The sequence below is a fragment of the Sphingobium sp. genome (assembly GCF_036170395.1).
GTDB lineage: Bacteria > Pseudomonadota > Alphaproteobacteria > Sphingomonadales > Sphingomonadaceae > Sphingobium.
In genome coordinates, this window is the sequence record NZ_JAVHPD010000036.1 from 63,211 (window position 1) to 77,461 (window position 14,251).

The following is a 14,251-nucleotide window of genomic DNA, read 5'->3' on the forward strand; positions in this document are numbered from 1 at the left end:
GGGCGACAGGGCCGGCGGCGCGGCAGTGGCCGTTCAGCCGATCAGCACCAGCGCGCTGCACACCGCCACCCCGACGATGATGTTGAGCGGCACCCCGATCCGCACGAAATCGGAAAAGCGATAGTCGCCCGCCGCATAGACGAGCGCGTTGGTCTGATAGCCGATCGGCGTCGCGAAACAGGCCGACGCGCCGATCATCAGCGCGATCACCAGCGGGCGCGGATCGGCGCCCAGCTGATGCGCCAACGCGATGGTAATGGGGGTCAGCAGCGCCGCGACCGCATTGTTGCTGAGCAGTTCGGACAGCAGCAGCGAGAAGAAGTAGATCAGGAAGATAAGCGCCCAGGGCGGCGCATGTTGCAGCAGCGGCGTCACCCACCCGACCATCAGCGCGACGCTGCCCGCCTGCTCCAGCGCCAGCCCCACCGCCAGCATCGCGAAGATGAGGATCAGCACGTCGCCGTCGATCGCGGCCCAGGCTTCCTCCGGGTCGATGCAGCGGGTGATGAGGATGAGGCCGACCGCCAGCACCGCCGCCATGCCGATGCCCATCACGTCGAAGGCCGACAGCAGCACCGCGCCCGCCATTGCGGCGACGGCGATCCACGCCTTTTGCCGGCGAAAGGCGCGCACGCGGCTGACATCGACCCCGATCAGATGCGGATTGTCGCGCAGCGCGCGCATCGCGTCGATGCCGCCGGCGATCAGCAGCCGGTCCGCGCCGCGCACCCGCGTCGTCGCGAGATCCGGGCCGGGAACATGGCGCGCGCGATGGATGCCGATGATGCGGACTCGCAGCGCATGAAGGAAGGGAATGTCGATCAGCCGTTCGCCGATCGACGGATGGCTGGGCGCGATCATCGCCTCCACCACCGTGCCGTCCTGCGACGAGAGCGCCGAGTCCGACGCGATGCCGAGGTCGAACTGGTGCGATTCGCGCAAAGTCATCAACGCCGCGCCGTCGGCCCGAACGATCAGATGATCGCCGGCGTGGAGTTCCTCCGCAGCGATATCCTTCCGCCGTATCTCGCCGCCGCGCTTGAGGCCGAGCAGCACGACCGACCGGCCGAACAGCGCGAGCGATCCGATTTCCCGCCCCACAAGGTCGCTATCGGCGCGCACGACCAAAGTGGTGAGATAGTCCTGCACATTGCCGCCATTCTCCCCGGCGATGGTCGGCGGGTCGCTGGGCAGCAGCCAGCTGAGCCCGAGCAGGCCGACGATCCCCGCCGCTACCCCCGCCAGCGCATAGGGGGTGATGTCGAATATGCCGAAGGGCTCCATCCCCTGATCGCGCGCGATGCCGGCGACGACCAGATTGGTCGACGTGCCGATCAACGTCAGACACCCGCCCAGCACCGCGAGCACATTCATGGGGATGAGCAGCTTCTTGACCGGATAGCCGGTTGCCTGCGCCAGGGTGAACATGATCGGGATCAGCAGCACGACCACCGGCGTGTTGTTGAGGAAGGCGGACAGCAGCAGCCCGCCAGCGGTGACTTCGGCAAGGGCAAGGCGCGGATGCCGCTCCGCCCGCGCCATGATGCGGTCGGCGACCCGGCTGATGACGCCGGTGCGGATCAGCGCGCCCGACAGCACGAACATCGCCCCCACGGTCAGCGGCGCGCTGTTGGAAAAGACCGAGAAGAGGCTCTGTTCGTCGATGAGGCCGAGCAGCGCGAAGGCGCAGGCGCCCACCACCGCGACGACGGTGGGCGAATAGCGTTCGCGCACGAAGGCGAGGAACATGGCGGCGAGGATCAGCAGGCCGATTTCCGCACGATAGATGCCGATCAGTGCGGTGAGGAAATGCATATGTGGTCAGCCCCCGAAGATCGCGTGGTCGCGTCTCTTTCCTGGCGCAACGAAGCGCGCGCGCCATGGTTGCCATACTGCAACGAAATGGGCCAGCCATGGGTGCATGGCTGGCCCGTGTCGCGGCGATCAGGGGACGCTTTGACCGTCAGTCCGCGTGATACGCGGTGACGCTCCCCAGGCTTACGCTCTGCCGCACGCCCTCCCGCGGGCGTTGATCGTCATCCTATCGTAGCATGGCTGAGTCGTCTCGCGCTTTTCGACGCGACCGGCTCGATTCGGCGCATCATTGCCCGCATTGGGCGCGATGGAGCAGTTTCTGGTCGGCGAGCACCAGCGCCATCATCGCTTTGACCACCGGCACGCCGCGAATGCCGACGCAGGGGTCGTGCCGCCCCTTGGTGATGATGTCGGACGCTTCGCCCTCGCGGGTCACCGTCTCGACCGGGATCAGGATGGAGCTTGTGGGCTTGAAGGCGACGCGGACCTTGACCGGCTGTCCGGTCGAAATGCCGCCCGCGATCCCCCCGGCATGGTTGGCCAGGAATACAGGGCCATCATTGGGCCTTTCGGGATTGGGCCGCATGGGATCAGCATTCTGTTCGCCGCGCAGGCGCGCGGCGGCGAAGCCGTCGCCAATCTCCACGCCCTTGACCGCGTTGATGCTCATCATCGCGCTGGCGAGTTCGCTGTCGAGCTTGGCGTAGAGCGGCGCGCCCCAGCCCGCCGGCACGCCGGAGGCGACGCACTCCACTACAGCGCCCAGCGACGATCCGTCGAGCCGCGCCTCGTCCACCAGCGCCTCCCAGCGCTTCGCCGCTTCCGGGTCGGGGCAGAAGAAGGGATTGGCGCCGATCTGCGACGGATCGAAATTCGCATAGTCGATGGCGTCGCCGCCGATCTCGCTCACATAAGCGAAGATGTCGACCTCCGGGATGACGAGCCGCGCCACCGCGCCCGCCGCGACCCGGCTGGCCGTCTCGCGCGCCGAGGATCGCCCGCCGCCGCGATAGTCGCGAAAGCCATATTTGGCGTCATAGGCATAGTCGGCATGGCCGGGGCGATAGGCCTTGGCGACCTCCGAATAATCCTTGGACCGCTGATCGGTGTTCTCGATCATCAGGCTGATCGGCGTGCCGGTCGTCTTCCCCTCGAACACGCCCGAGAGGATGCGGACCTCATCGGGCTCGCGCCGCTGGGTGGTGAATTTGGAGGTGCCGGGTTTCCGCAGGTCGAGCCAGGGCTGGATGTCGGCTTCGCTGAGGGGCAGGCCCGGCGGACAGCCGTCCACCACCGCGCCAATGGCGGGACCATGGCTCTCGCCCCAGGTGCTGAAGCGGAACATACGACCGAAGCTGTTGAAGCTCATTCCGCCGCTTCGCTGTCCCAGTCGCGGCCGAACCGCTCCGCCATATAGCGCGCGCTGCCGAAGCGGCCGGCGAGCAGCCCCTCAACCGTCAGGTCTGCGTCCAGCTCTTCCCAATGGAGGCCGAAGCCCGCGCCGGCGATCTCGACCGCCTCCAACTGCTCGGCGGTTGCCTGCTCCAGACCTTGCGCAAGTGAGGCGGGGAAGGAGAAGGTCGCGCCATTGACGAGGTCGATCACCACCCGGCCGCTGTCCCGATCATAGCGCGCGGCGCGGGCGCGCGGCTTGACCGCGAGATCATGATCGCCGCGCCGCACCGCTCCTTCAAACTGCGCCTGGGTCAGCTCACCCATGGATCTCGTTCCACCTTTCGATCAGATAGTCGCGCTTTTCTCGCACGATTGTAAGAGCGCGTCGACTCTCCCGCCAGTCAGCGCTGACAACCCGCACTACTTCCGGCTCTATCAGCGCGATCTTCGTCTCGCCGTCACCGAAAACATGGACATGGGGCGGCGGATGGTCGTCGGTGTAGATGACGACCCGCAGATTGCCGTCGCGCCAGACCGTGGGCACTAGGTCACTTCTCCAGCGCGATGTCGGGCGCGTCCTCCGCCTTCATGCCGATGACATTGTAGCCCGCGTCGACATGATGGATTTCCCCGGTCACGCCCGACGCCAGGTCCGACAGCAGATAGAAGCCCGCGCCGCCCACATCCTCGATCGTGACGTTGCGGCGGAGCGGCGAGTTTAGCTCGTTCCACTTCAATATATAGCGGAAGTCGCCGATGCCGCTCGCCGCCAGCGTCTTGATCGGCCCGGCGGAGATAGCGTTCACCCGGATATTTTCCGGCCCCAGGTCCATCGCCAGATATTTGACGCTGGTTTCCAGCGCCGCCTTGGCGACGCCCATGACGTTATAATGGGGGATGACCTTCTCCGCGCCATAATAAGAGAGCGTCAGGATGCTGCCGCCGTTCGGCATCAGCGCCCGCGCCCGCTTCGTCACGGCGACGAAGCTATAGGCCGACACGTTCATCGTCAGCAGGAAATTCTCCAGGCTGGTGTCGACATAGAGGCCGCGCAGCTCATTCTTGTCGGAAAAGCCGATCGCGTGGACGACGAAGTCTAGGCTGCCCCAGCGGCTCTCGATCTGCGCGAAAGCGGCATCCAGCTTCTCCATGTCCGTGACGTCGCAGTCGATCAGAAAGTCCGACCCGACCTGTTCCGCCAGCGGCCGCACGCGCTTCGCCAGCGCGTCGCCCTGATAGGAGAAGGCCAGCTCAGCCCCCTGCGCATGCAGCGCCTTGGCGATGCCCCAGGCCAGCGACTTGTCATTGGCCAGCCCCATGATGAGGCCGCGCTTTCCTGCCATCAAGCCTGTCATTCTATCGTCCCGTTCCCTTGGCCTGCGCCCTCTTCCTCATCGGGGAATTCCGCGAGCGCCGCATTCAATTCCGCGCCAATTACCACGCCAAGCCCGACGAGAAAGAAAAAAATGAGGGTAATCATGACCCCCGCCAGGCTGCCATAGGTGCGCCCATAGCCGCCCAGCAGCGACAGCGTCGGCGGCAGCAGCAGCACGCTGCCATACCACCAGAGCGCGGTCGCGACCGCGCCGGGCCATTTGGGAAAGCGCCGGTCCTTATAGGCGGTGGGGGTCAAGGCCACGAACAGCGACCAGAGCGCCACGCACAATATCCCCATCGGCACCAGCTTGGCGGAGGCGACCAGCGCGATCGCTTCGTCGGCGAAGGGGAGGATGCGGTGGAGAAACTGATCGACGCCGGTGATCGCGACCTGGAGCGAGAAGGCGAACATCACCGCGAACACGCTGACCAGCGTGATGCCGATCGCGCCGAGGCGATAGCGCCAGAAGGGCTTGGTGCTCTTGGTCCCATAGGCGCGGCGGAGAATGTCGCGGATCGTCTCGATCAGGCTGCCCACGGTCCAGAGGCCTACCAGCCCACCAAGCCAGAGCAGCGGGCCGCTGCGCGCGCTCAGCACGTCGCTGATCGGCTGGCGCACCACGTCGGCCACCCCGCGCGGGACGGTATAGAGAAAGGCGTTGACCGCCTGCACCCCGTCCTGCGTCCGCCCGAAGATGCTCGCCACCGCCGCCGCGACGATGAAGAAGGGGAAGAGCGTCATCAGCGACAGATAGGCAAGGTTCCCGGCATGGATGAAGCCGTCGCTATACGTGCCGACCGCGACGCGCTTCAGCACCTCGAAGAAATGCGATCCGGGCCGCACCCGCTCCATCTGCCGATGCCAGCGCGCCCGCGCATCCTGCGCCATCCGGCGGCGCTGTTCGGGCGAGAGGGGGGATGGCATCGGCATCAGCCGCTGCTAACGCCTCACACGCCCAGATGGGCGCGGACCGGGCGGCTGTCCTGCCAGCTTTCGACCAGCGCCTTGATCGCTGGATCGTCGGCCGGCACATCGATCTGGAGCGTCACCAGCTGGTCGCCGCGCTGGCCGGTCTTGGCGGTGAAGCCCTTGCCGCGCAGCCGCAGCGTCTTGCCCGACGACGCGCCGGCCGGCACACCCAGCATCACCGGGCCATCGACGGTCGGCACCTTGACCTTGCCGCCCTTCACCGCCTCGTCGAGAGTGATGGGCAGGTCGAGCAGCACATTGTCGCCGTCGCGGGTGAAGAAGGGATGCGGCTTCACCTCGATCGTGACGATGGCGTCGCCAGCGCCGCCCGGCCCCGGCTGGCCCTTGCCCGACAGGCGCATCTGCGTGCCGCTCTCCACGCCGGCAGGCAGCTTGAGGTCGATCGTCTTGCCGTCCTGAAGCGTGATCCGCTGAGGGCTGAGGGTCGCGGCATCCACGAAAGATACCGCCAGCCGATAGGCGACGTTCGCGCCCTTCTGTGGCGGCGCCTGCCGGCCGAAACCGCCGCCGCCAAAGCCGCCCCCGGCGCGGCGACCCGCGCCGCCGAACAGTCCTTCGAAAATATCGCCGAAGTCCGCCCCGCCCGCGTCGAACCCGCCACCCGGCTGGCCGCGGAAACCGCCGCCGCCGCCCGGTCCGCCACCGCCGAAGCCGAACGGCGCGGTCGGATTGCCGTCGCCGTCGATTTCGCCTCGGTCGAACCGGGCGCGCTTGTCCTTGTCCGACAGCAGGTCATAGGCGTTGGTGACCGCGGAAAACCGGTCCGCCGCCTTCGGATTATCCTTGTTCTTGTCGGGGTGCAGTTCCTTCGCCAGCTTGCGATAGGCGGACTTGATTTCCGCCTCGCTGGCGCTGCGCGCCACGCCCAGAGTGGAGTAAGGATCGGCCATCTGCTCTACCTGTTGCACAAAAGCATCACTTGATGACTATGTGGACGATAGGAAGGCCACATTCAAGACGCTTGCCCGCCCCCGTCGCCCATATCGACAGCGCCGTCCCGCCGGCTTAGGGATACGCCATGACCGATCCATTCGCCCTGTTCGACAGCTGGTATGCGGAGGCCCGCGAGACCGAGATCAACGATAGCAACGCCATGGCGCTCGCCACCGCCGACGCGCGCGGGCGGCCTTCGGTTCGCATGGTGCTGCTGAAAGGCCATGGGCCGGACGGCTTCATCTTCTACACCAATTTCGAGGGGCGCAAGGCGGGCGAACTGCTGGAAAACCCCCATGCCGCCCTGCTTTTCCACTGGAAGTCGCTGCGCCGGCAGGTGCGGATCGAGGGGCCGGTCGGCCCGGTCGAGGATGCCGCCGCCGACGCCTATTTCGCGACGCGCAGCCGCGACAGCCAGCTTGGGGCCTGGGCATCCGACCAGTCGCGGCCCCTGCCCGACCGCCAGACCTTCATGGATCGCTTTGCCGAGGTCAGTGCGCGATTCGCCGGCGGCCCGGTGCCGCGCCCGCCGCACTGGTCTGGCTTCCGGGTGACGCCCGAACGGATCGAATATTGGCAGGATCGCGAGCATCGGCTGCACGAACGCCGCCTGTTCGTGGTGGACGGGGACGGCTGGACCGAAGGGCTGCTCTATCCCTGACAATTGCCGTTAGGACCGCAATGGCGCGATCGGGCGGGGGCGGAAAGCCCGCCCTGCTTCGTCTAGCATGAGGCGGCAGGGCGCGCGCCGATTGCGGCCGGCCCGGCCGCCTGTTAGGTGTCGGCCTGACGGACGTTACAGGATCGGGGGCCGACGTCGGCCTAAAGGGATTTGATGCGAAACAGACTGACGGCCTTCATCCTGATCGGCATGGCGCTTGGGGTGATTACGGGCTTTGTGGCCAATCTCTGGGTCGGCGGCGACGAGGCGCTGGCGAAGGATGTGGCGGGCTATTTCCATCTGCTTGCGGACATTTTCCTGCACCTTATCAAGATGATTATCGCGCCGCTGGTCTTTTCCACGCTGGTCGCGGGCATCGCCCATATGGGCGACAGCGCGGCGCTGGGGCGGATCGGCGGGCGCGCGCTCGCCTGGTTCATCATTGCATCGCTGATCTCGCTGACGCTGGGCCTCATCTTCGTCAATTTCTTTGCGCCGGGCGAAGGGCTGAATCTCGTTCGGTCGGGCGCTGACAGCGGCGTGAACACCGAAGCGCTCAACTTCCGCGACTTCATCCTCCACGTCTTCCCGACCTCGATGGTCGGCGCGATGGCGGAAAACTCGATCCTCCAGATCGTGGTCTTCTCGCTCTTCGTGGGCGTGGCGCTGACCGCCATCGGCGAGAAGGGCAAGCCGATCGTCACGGTGATCGAGGCGATGGTCGAGCTGATGCTGCAAGTGACGGGCTATGTCATGCGCGTCGCTCCCTTCGCGGTGTTCGGCGCGCTCGCCTCGTCGGTGACGGTGCAGGGCCTCGGCGTGCTCAAAACCTATGGTGAGCTGGTCGGCGAATTCTACATAGCGCTGGTCTGCCTGTGGGCGCTGCTGTTCGCGGCGGGCTCGATCTTCCTCGGGCAGCGGATGCTGAAGCTGGTGCGCTATGTGCGCGAACCGATCCTGATCGCCTTTTCGACCGCCTCGTCCGAAGCCGCTTACCCCAAGATGCTGGAGCAATTGGATCGGTTCGGCGTGCCGCGCCGCATCTACAGCTTCGTGCTGCCTTTGGGCTACAGCTTCAACCTAGACGGGTCGATGATGTATTCGACCTTCGCCACCATCTTCATCGCGCAGGCCTATGGCATCGACCTGCCGATCGCGACGCAGATCACCATATTGCTGGTGCTGATGGTGACCAGCAAGGGTATCGCCGCCGTGCCGCGCGCATCCCTCGTGGTGGTTGCCGCGACGCTCGGCCAGTTCGACCTGCCGGTGGAGGGCGTCGCCTTCATCCTGGCGGTCGATCACTTCATGGACATGGGCCGCACCGCGACCAACGTGCTGGGCAACGCGATCGCAACATCGGTCATCACCAAATGGGAGGGGATGCTGGAGGTCGAGGAACCGGTGGATGTCGCCCATCCCAAGGCGCCGGCGCATACGCCCGCTGACGGCCGCGCCGGCCTCCAGCTCGCATCCGACATGGTGGACGACGACCGCAAAGGGTGATGCCGGTCGCGCGCAGGCTTGCATCCGCCTCGCGCTCGTTCAGATCATCCGCCCGTAAATCTCCGCATGGCGCTTTTCCGCATAGCGGTCGGTCATGCCGGCGATGAAGTCGGCGATGTGGCGGCTGCGGGCGGGTTCCTCCAGCGCGCAGTCGGCATGCCATTCGCCCGGCATCAGCGCGGGGTCGGCGTGGTAGGCGCGGAACAGGTCGGCGACGATCACCCGCGCCTTGTCCGCCGCCGCAATCTGTTCGGGATGATGGTAGAGCGTCGCATACATGAAGCGCTTGAGCACCCGCTCCTGCTCGGCGAGGTCGGGCGAGAAGCCGACCAGCGTCCGCCCGAGCGCACGGACATCGGCCGCCGTCTGCACCCCCGCCTCGGCGATGTTGCGGCGGGTTGCGGCGATGAGGTCGTTCGCCATCACGCCGATCTGCTCGCGCACCAGTTCGCGCAGCAGCCGCTCCTGCGGCACGTCGGGATAGCGCGCCCGCACCCGGTCCCAGCATCCCCGGATCAGCGGCACGTCCAGCAACTGGTCCAGCGTCAGCAGCCCGGCGCGCAGGCCATCGTCAATGTCGTGATTGTCATAGGCGATGTCGTCGGCAATCGCGGCAAGCTGCGCCTCCAGCGAGGCGTGGCTGCCAAGGTCGAGCGGGAACATCGCGTCCAGTTCCCGCATCGCCCAGCCGGGATGGATAACCGGACCATTATGCTTTGCCAGCCCTTCGAGCATTTCCCAGCTAAGGTTCAGTCCCCGGAAGCGCGGATAGGGACTGTCGAGCAGCATCAGAGTCCGCAGCGTATGGGCATTATGGTCGAACCCGCCATGATCCTCCATCGCCACTTCCAGCGCATCCTCCCCGGCATGACCGAAGGGCGGATGGCCGATATCGTGCGCCAGGCACAGCGCTTCGGTCAGATCCTCGTTGAGGCCGAGCGTGCGCGCGGTGGTGCGGCCGATCTGCGCGACTTCGAGGCTGTGGGTGAGGCGCACGCGATAATGATCGCCGTCGGGCGACACGAACACCTGCGTCTTGTGCCGCAGCCGGCGGAAGGCGATCGAGTGGATGATGCGGTCGCGGTCGCGCTGGAACATGTCGCGTGGCCCCCGCACCTCGCCGCCCGGTTCGGGGTGCAGCCGGCCAAAGCTGGCGTCGGGATGGCAGGCATAAGGCGCGAGGCTGGTCATGCCCCGCCCTTACTCGCCGCCGAGCCTTTCGACCACCTCCCCCGCTTCGCTTTTCCAGGCGAACACGTCGGCGCCATCGGCCTTGAGCTTGCTCTCCACCTCCTTGGCGCGGGTGAAGCTGGCGAACGGGCCAACCAGCAGCCGGTTGGTGCGGCCCCAGCTTGCGCTCCAGGCATCCTGCGCGGCGAGGCTCGCATATTTCTTGCGCAACCCCTTCATGGTGAAGCCGAGCGCGGACTTGCTCTGCCCCACCCCGACCTGGAGCCAGTTGCGCGAGGGGTTGGCGGCGAGGCGCTTCTTCTCCTCGGCCTCCTTCTTCGCCTTGGCGTCGGCCTCCGCCTTGGCCTTGGCGGCGGCCTCCTTCTTCGCCTTGTCGGCGGCGGCCTTGGCCGCAGCCTGCCGCTCGGCGCGGCGCTGCGCCTGGAGCGCGGCGACTTCGTCGAGATTGACGGCGGCTATGCTCGTCGCCCGTTCCGCTTCGGGAACGTCGATCGCCCGGATGATGTCGGCGAGCGTCCGGGTCGCCTCCGGGTTGGGCTGCGGCGTCGGGGCCGGCGGGGGTGGCGGCGGCGCAGCGGCGGGGAGCGGCTGTACGGTGGGAGTTACCGGAGCGGCCGGCGCGGCAGCCTGCGCGAGGGTGATGGCGTTGAGCTGCGACCCGGCGGAGGGTGCGGCGGATGCCGGGGCGGCAGGCGGTGCGTCGATCGTGTCGAAGCCCGGCGCGGGCGGCCCCTGGACCTGCGCGGGCAATGTTTGGGATGGGGCCTGGGCTGGGGTTTGAATTTGGGCCTGCGCTTGGCGGGCGGGCGTATCCGCCGGCGCGGCGGGTGCGGCGGGAATGGACTGGACGGTTTGCGGCGCGGGTCTCGGAGGGTTCGCCTGCGGGGCTACGGGCGGCAGAGGCTGCGGCTGGACCGGCGCAGGCTGGGGCGTCGGGACTGCCGGCTCGGCCAGCGCGACCTGCCGCTGCGGAACAGGCGTTGGGGTCGGCGTCGCCGCAGCAGTGCGGACCGGCTGCTGCTGCGCTTGCGTCCGGGCCAGCCGCGCGGCTTCGCGCCTCTGGCGGCGCTGCTCGGCCCGGCTGAGCGGATTGGCCTGGCTCGTCGGGGCAGCGGCGACGGCGACCGGCTGCTTGGCTGCGACCGTGATGCCCGGCGCTGGCGGCGTCGGCGTGACGGCGGCGATGGTCGTGCCGATCTGCTGCGGGAAATGCCCGAAATGCACCGCCGCCGCCTTCTGCGCCGCCGTCAGATAGGGCATTTTCTGCATATAGGGCGCGATCGCGGCGGCGAGCTGCGCCGGCATCGTCTGGTCCGCGACCTTGCGCGCGTCGGCCTGCCGGTTGTTCATCGCCAGAATGAAGGCGCGATAGCGCCAGGCGGCCCGGTCGCTCTTGTAGAGCAAGGGCTCCAGCACCTTCTCCGATGCGTCCACTTGCCCCGATATGCCGAGCGAGGCGGCATAGCGGCGGACCAGCTCATCGTCCCTCGGCGACCGGGCGAGCGCCGCGTAATAATCCCGCTGCGCCCCGGCCTGATCGCCAGTCATGTCCTTCGCAAGTCCCCGATCGGCAAGGACGGAAGCGTCGGGATAGCCGAGCCGCGCCGCCTGGTCGAAAAGCCGCAGCGCTTCGGCCGGATTCTGGAGCTTCAGCATCACCCGCGCAAGGCCCGCCTTGATCCGGCCATTGCCGCTCTCGATTGCGTCCGCCCGCGCGAAGAATCCGGCGGCGGCGCGCGCATCGTCGAGCGCCAACGCCGCCTCCCCCGCGCCGATCAGCGCACTGGTGTCCCGCGGGTTGCTGGCGAGCCGGGCGAGGTTGCTGTTGAGATCGGCGGCGGCCGCCGGCCGGACCAGATCGGCCTGGTCGGACTGGGCGTGGGCAGCGCCGGAAAGCAGAAGGGCGACGATTATCCATGGGGCGGTGCGCATCACGTCCGGGCTTTAACCGATGCCGGGCTGAATGGGAAATTGACCGCAGCAAAAAGCGCGCCGGACCGCCTTATGGGACGGACGGCGCGCTTTATAGTCGGGCAAGCCGTTTACTGGTTGCTCTGGCGGTTGAGGAAACGGGGAATATCGACGCCCGGCGCGCCTTCGTCCACGCCCTTCTCGCTACCACGGGTCAGCCCCGCCATACGCTCGAACAGGGTGCCGCCGGTGGCGACGCGCGGCGCGGGCTGGGGTGCGGGAGCGGTCTCGGCATTATCGGCACCCAGGACCAGCTCATCATCCTCCGGCCCCTCGTCCGAGAACACCGCCGCCGGCTTGGGCGCGGCGAAGGGTGCGGGTGCGGCGGCCTCGGCCGGAGCGGGCGCTTCGGGCACATCCAGTTCCAGCGTCTCGGGCTCCGGCTGCGGCGCGACCGGTGCGGGCGCGGCGACCGGCGCAGGCTGGGGCGCCGGCGCAGCCTTGGGCGCCACCGACTGCGGCACGGCGACGGCGGGGCGGCTGGCGAAGCTGAACGGCTGGGTCAGCGGCGCGGCTTGCGCGCCCACATCATTGTCGATGCCGGTGGCGACCACCGAGACGCGGATCTTGCCATTGAGATTGTCGTTGAACGCGCTGCCCCAGATGATGTTCGCGTCGGGATCGACCAGTTCGCGGATATGGTTCGCGGCCTCGTCCACTTCCATGAGGCGCATGTCCTCGCCACCGACGATCGAAACGATGACGCCCTTCGCGCCGCGCATCGACACGCCATCGAGCAGCGGGTTGGCGATAGCCTTCTCCGCCGCCTGGAGCGCGCGGCCGTCGCCTTCCGCCTCGCCCGTGCCCATCATCGCCTTGCCCATTTCGCCCATCACCGAGCGCACGTCGGCGAAGTCGAGGTTGATGAGGCCTGGCATAATCATGAGGTCGGTGATCGAGCGCACTCCCTGCTGCAACACCTCGTCCGCCATCTGGAAGGCTTCCTTGAAGGTGGTGTTGGGGTTGGCGATCAGGAACAGATTCTGGTTCGGGATGACGATAAGGGTGTCGACATGCTTTTGCAGCTCCTCGATCCCCGCCTCGGCCGACTTCATGCGGCGATTGCCCTCGAAGGTGAAGGGCTTGGTGACGACGCCCACGGTCAGGATGCCGCGATCGCGCGCCGCCTTCGCGATGACCGGGGCAGCGCCGGTGCCGGTGCCGCCGCCCATGCCGGCGGTGATGAAGCACATATGCGCGCCGTCCAGCGCCTGCTCGACCGAGGCGATGGTTTCTTCCGCCGCCGCCTTGCCGATTTCAGGGCGCGATCCCGCACCCAGACCTTCGGTAATCTGCGGGCCAAGCTGGATGCGCCGTTCGGCTGGCGAGCTGTTCAATGCCTGCGCGTCGGTATTGGCGACGATGAAGTCCACGCCCTCGACGCTGGCGGCGATCATGTTCGCGATGGCATTGCCGCCCGCGCCGCCGACGCCGATGACCGCAATGCGCGGCTTCAGTTCGTCCACATGGGGCGGGCTGATCTCAATGCTCATAATGTCTGCTCCCTCGGCTTCCTCGTCAGGAAGCATATCGTCACATATTGTTAACACCAGAAATCGGCGGATTTCACCAGCTAATTTCGTTATAGTCCATTTTCATTCAATAGTTGGTCTTGATCGCCCGGATCATCCTTTGCCACCACATTGGCGTGCTCAAACGATGGACGGTCTGCGGCGCGGGCGCCATGGTGCGGAGATCAACCGGGTTGGAAGCGCCGTAAAGCGCGAGGCCCGCCAAAGTCGCGAAGGCCGGGCCGCTATGCGCTTCGGGCATCGCCGAAAGTCCACGCGGCCGACCGATCCGCACCGCCCGGCCGAGCGCGCCCTGGGCATAGTCCGCGACCCCCTTCATTTCCGCGCCGCCGCCCGTCAGCACCACCTGCCGCCCCGTCGAATGGAAGCCCATGCCGGCGAGCGCCGCATTCACTTCGGTCATGATCTGGTTCAGCCGCTCGCAAATGACGCCCACCAGCGCGGCGCGGGTGATCTTGCCCCCTTCGGCATTGGGGCCGGCCGCCTGCCCGCTTGCCGCGGCATCGCCATGGGGGGGCGCGATCTCGATCATCTCGCGAAAGTCGCGCGGGTTCTGCATCGCGGAGCCATAGAAGCATTTGATCCGCTCCGCCTGGCTGCGGCGAATGCCGAAGGCGGACGCGATATCGTCGGTGATGTCCGACGCACCCATCGGAATAGAGTGCAGCCCGACCAGCATCCCGCCGGCATAGAGCGACACGTTGGTGACGCCCGCCCCCATCTCCACCAAGGCGACGCCAAGATCGCGCTCCTCCTCCGACAGGCAGGCGAGGCCCGTCGCGATCGGCGAGGCGACGATCGAATTAACGTTGAGATAGGCCCCGCGCACGCACAGGTCGAGATTGGCGAGCGGCGCGCCATCCGCCAGCACGACATGGA

At 67.1% G+C, this 14,251-nt stretch carries 13 protein-coding genes; 2 read left to right on the top strand and 11 right to left on the bottom strand.

From position 1 onward, the window contains the following. Positions 1 to 33: 33 nt before the first annotated feature. The 7 genes from V2B31_RS10230 to V2B31_RS10260 form a co-directional block, all read right to left on the bottom strand. Positions 34 to 1,815: an SLC13 family permease gene (locus V2B31_RS10230; RefSeq protein WP_328278113.1), complete on the bottom strand. Its 1,782-nt coding sequence runs from the start codon at positions 1,813 to 1,815 to the stop codon at positions 34 to 36. 286 nt (positions 1,816 to 2,101) lie between these two features. After that, positions 2,102 to 3,184 carry a chorismate synthase gene (gene aroC, locus V2B31_RS10235; RefSeq protein ID WP_328278115.1) on the bottom strand — a complete coding sequence of 361 codons (1,083 nt, stop codon included), beginning with the start codon at positions 3,182 to 3,184 and terminating at the stop codon, positions 2,102 to 2,104. Next, complete coding sequence (locus tag V2B31_RS10240) at positions 3,181 to 3,534, bottom strand: DUF2442 domain-containing protein (protein WP_328278117.1); 354 nt, start codon at positions 3,532 to 3,534, stop codon at positions 3,181 to 3,183. The genes aroC and V2B31_RS10240 overlap by 4 nt, the downstream gene beginning before the upstream one ends. Beyond that, on the bottom strand, positions 3,527 to 3,754 hold the full coding sequence (locus V2B31_RS10245) for a DUF4160 domain-containing protein (protein ID WP_328278119.1): 228 nt from the start codon (positions 3,752 to 3,754) through the stop codon (positions 3,527 to 3,529). Before V2B31_RS10245 ends, V2B31_RS10240 begins: the two co-directional genes overlap by 8 nt. 4 nt (positions 3,755 to 3,758) lie before the next feature. Further along, entirely contained in the window at positions 3,759 to 4,565 is an 807-nt protein-coding gene (gene fabI / locus V2B31_RS10250) for an enoyl-ACP reductase FabI (protein ID WP_328278121.1), read from the bottom strand. Further along, positions 4,562 to 5,518, bottom strand: coding sequence for a YihY/virulence factor BrkB family protein (locus V2B31_RS10255; protein ID WP_328278123.1), 957 nt, complete (start codon positions 5,516 to 5,518; stop codon positions 4,562 to 4,564). The genes fabI and V2B31_RS10255 overlap by 4 nt, the downstream gene beginning before the upstream one ends. Before the next feature lie 17 nt (positions 5,519 to 5,535). Then, positions 5,536 to 6,468, bottom strand: a complete 933-nt coding sequence (locus V2B31_RS10260) for a DnaJ C-terminal domain-containing protein (RefSeq protein WP_328278125.1) — start codon at positions 6,466 to 6,468, stop codon at positions 5,536 to 5,538. A gap of 128 nt (positions 6,469 to 6,596) precedes the next feature. On the opposite strand from V2B31_RS10260, the gene pdxH reads away from it, so the two are divergent. Next, the gene (gene pdxH / locus V2B31_RS10265; RefSeq protein ID WP_328278128.1) at positions 6,597 to 7,172 is read left to right on the top strand and encodes a pyridoxamine 5'-phosphate oxidase; all 576 of its coding nucleotides are present in this window, start codon (positions 6,597 to 6,599) and stop codon (positions 7,170 to 7,172) included. 174 nt (positions 7,173 to 7,346) lie between these two features. Then, positions 7,347 to 8,678: a dicarboxylate/amino acid:cation symporter gene (locus tag V2B31_RS10270; RefSeq protein ID WP_328278130.1), complete on the top strand. Its 1,332-nt coding sequence runs from the start codon at positions 7,347 to 7,349 to the stop codon at positions 8,676 to 8,678. 39 nt (positions 8,679 to 8,717) lie between these two features. Here the strand turns inward: V2B31_RS10270 and V2B31_RS10275 are convergent, their stop codons facing one another. The 4 genes from V2B31_RS10275 to V2B31_RS10290 all read right to left on the bottom strand — a co-directional run. Continuing rightward, positions 8,718 to 9,869 carry a deoxyguanosinetriphosphate triphosphohydrolase gene (locus V2B31_RS10275; protein WP_328278132.1) on the bottom strand — a complete coding sequence of 384 codons (1,152 nt, stop codon included), beginning with the start codon at positions 9,867 to 9,869 and terminating at the stop codon, positions 8,718 to 8,720. Positions 9,870 to 9,878: 9 nt separating this feature from the next. Next, complete coding sequence (locus V2B31_RS10280; protein WP_443021975.1) at positions 9,879 to 11,804, bottom strand: tetratricopeptide repeat protein; 1,926 nt, start codon at positions 11,802 to 11,804, stop codon at positions 9,879 to 9,881. A gap of 107 nt (positions 11,805 to 11,911) precedes the next feature. Continuing rightward, positions 11,912 to 13,333: a cell division protein FtsZ gene (ftsZ, locus tag V2B31_RS10285; RefSeq protein WP_328278134.1), complete on the bottom strand. Its 1,422-nt coding sequence runs from the start codon at positions 13,331 to 13,333 to the stop codon at positions 11,912 to 11,914. Between the two features lie 106 nt (positions 13,334 to 13,439). Then, a partial coding sequence (locus V2B31_RS10290) for a cell division protein FtsA (protein ID WP_328278136.1) occupies positions 13,440 to 14,251 on the bottom strand: 812 nt, incomplete at its 5' end.

Bases quoted from the DNA above. Each gene is read 5' to 3' on its own strand.
- fabI (WP_328278121.1), bottom strand. From the start codon at position 4,565: ATGACAGGCTTGATGGCAGGAAAGCGCGGCCTCATCATGGGGCTGGCC.
- V2B31_RS10230 (WP_328278113.1), bottom strand. From the start codon at position 1,815: ATGCATTTCCTCACCGCACTGATCGGCATCTATCGTGCGGAAATCGGC.
- V2B31_RS10275 (WP_328278132.1), bottom strand. From the start codon at position 9,869: ATGACCAGCCTCGCGCCTTATGCCTGCCATCCCGACGCCAGCTTTGGC.
- pdxH (WP_328278128.1), top strand. From the start codon at position 6,597: ATGACCGATCCATTCGCCCTGTTCGACAGCTGGTATGCGGAGGCCCGC.
- aroC (WP_328278115.1), bottom strand. From the start codon at position 3,184: ATGAGCTTCAACAGCTTCGGTCGTATGTTCCGCTTCAGCACCTGGGGC.
- V2B31_RS10270 (WP_328278130.1), top strand. From the start codon at position 7,347: ATGCGAAACAGACTGACGGCCTTCATCCTGATCGGCATGGCGCTTGGG.
- ftsZ (WP_328278134.1), bottom strand. From the start codon at position 13,333: ATGAGCATTGAGATCAGCCCGCCCCATGTGGACGAACTGAAGCCGCGC.
- V2B31_RS10260 (WP_328278125.1), bottom strand. From the start codon at position 6,468: ATGGCCGATCCTTACTCCACTCTGGGCGTGGCGCGCAGCGCCAGCGAG.
- V2B31_RS10255 (WP_328278123.1), bottom strand. From the start codon at position 5,518: ATGCCGATGCCATCCCCCCTCTCGCCCGAACAGCGCCGCCGGATGGCG.
- V2B31_RS10240 (WP_328278117.1), bottom strand. From the start codon at position 3,534: ATGGGTGAGCTGACCCAGGCGCAGTTTGAAGGAGCGGTGCGGCGCGGC.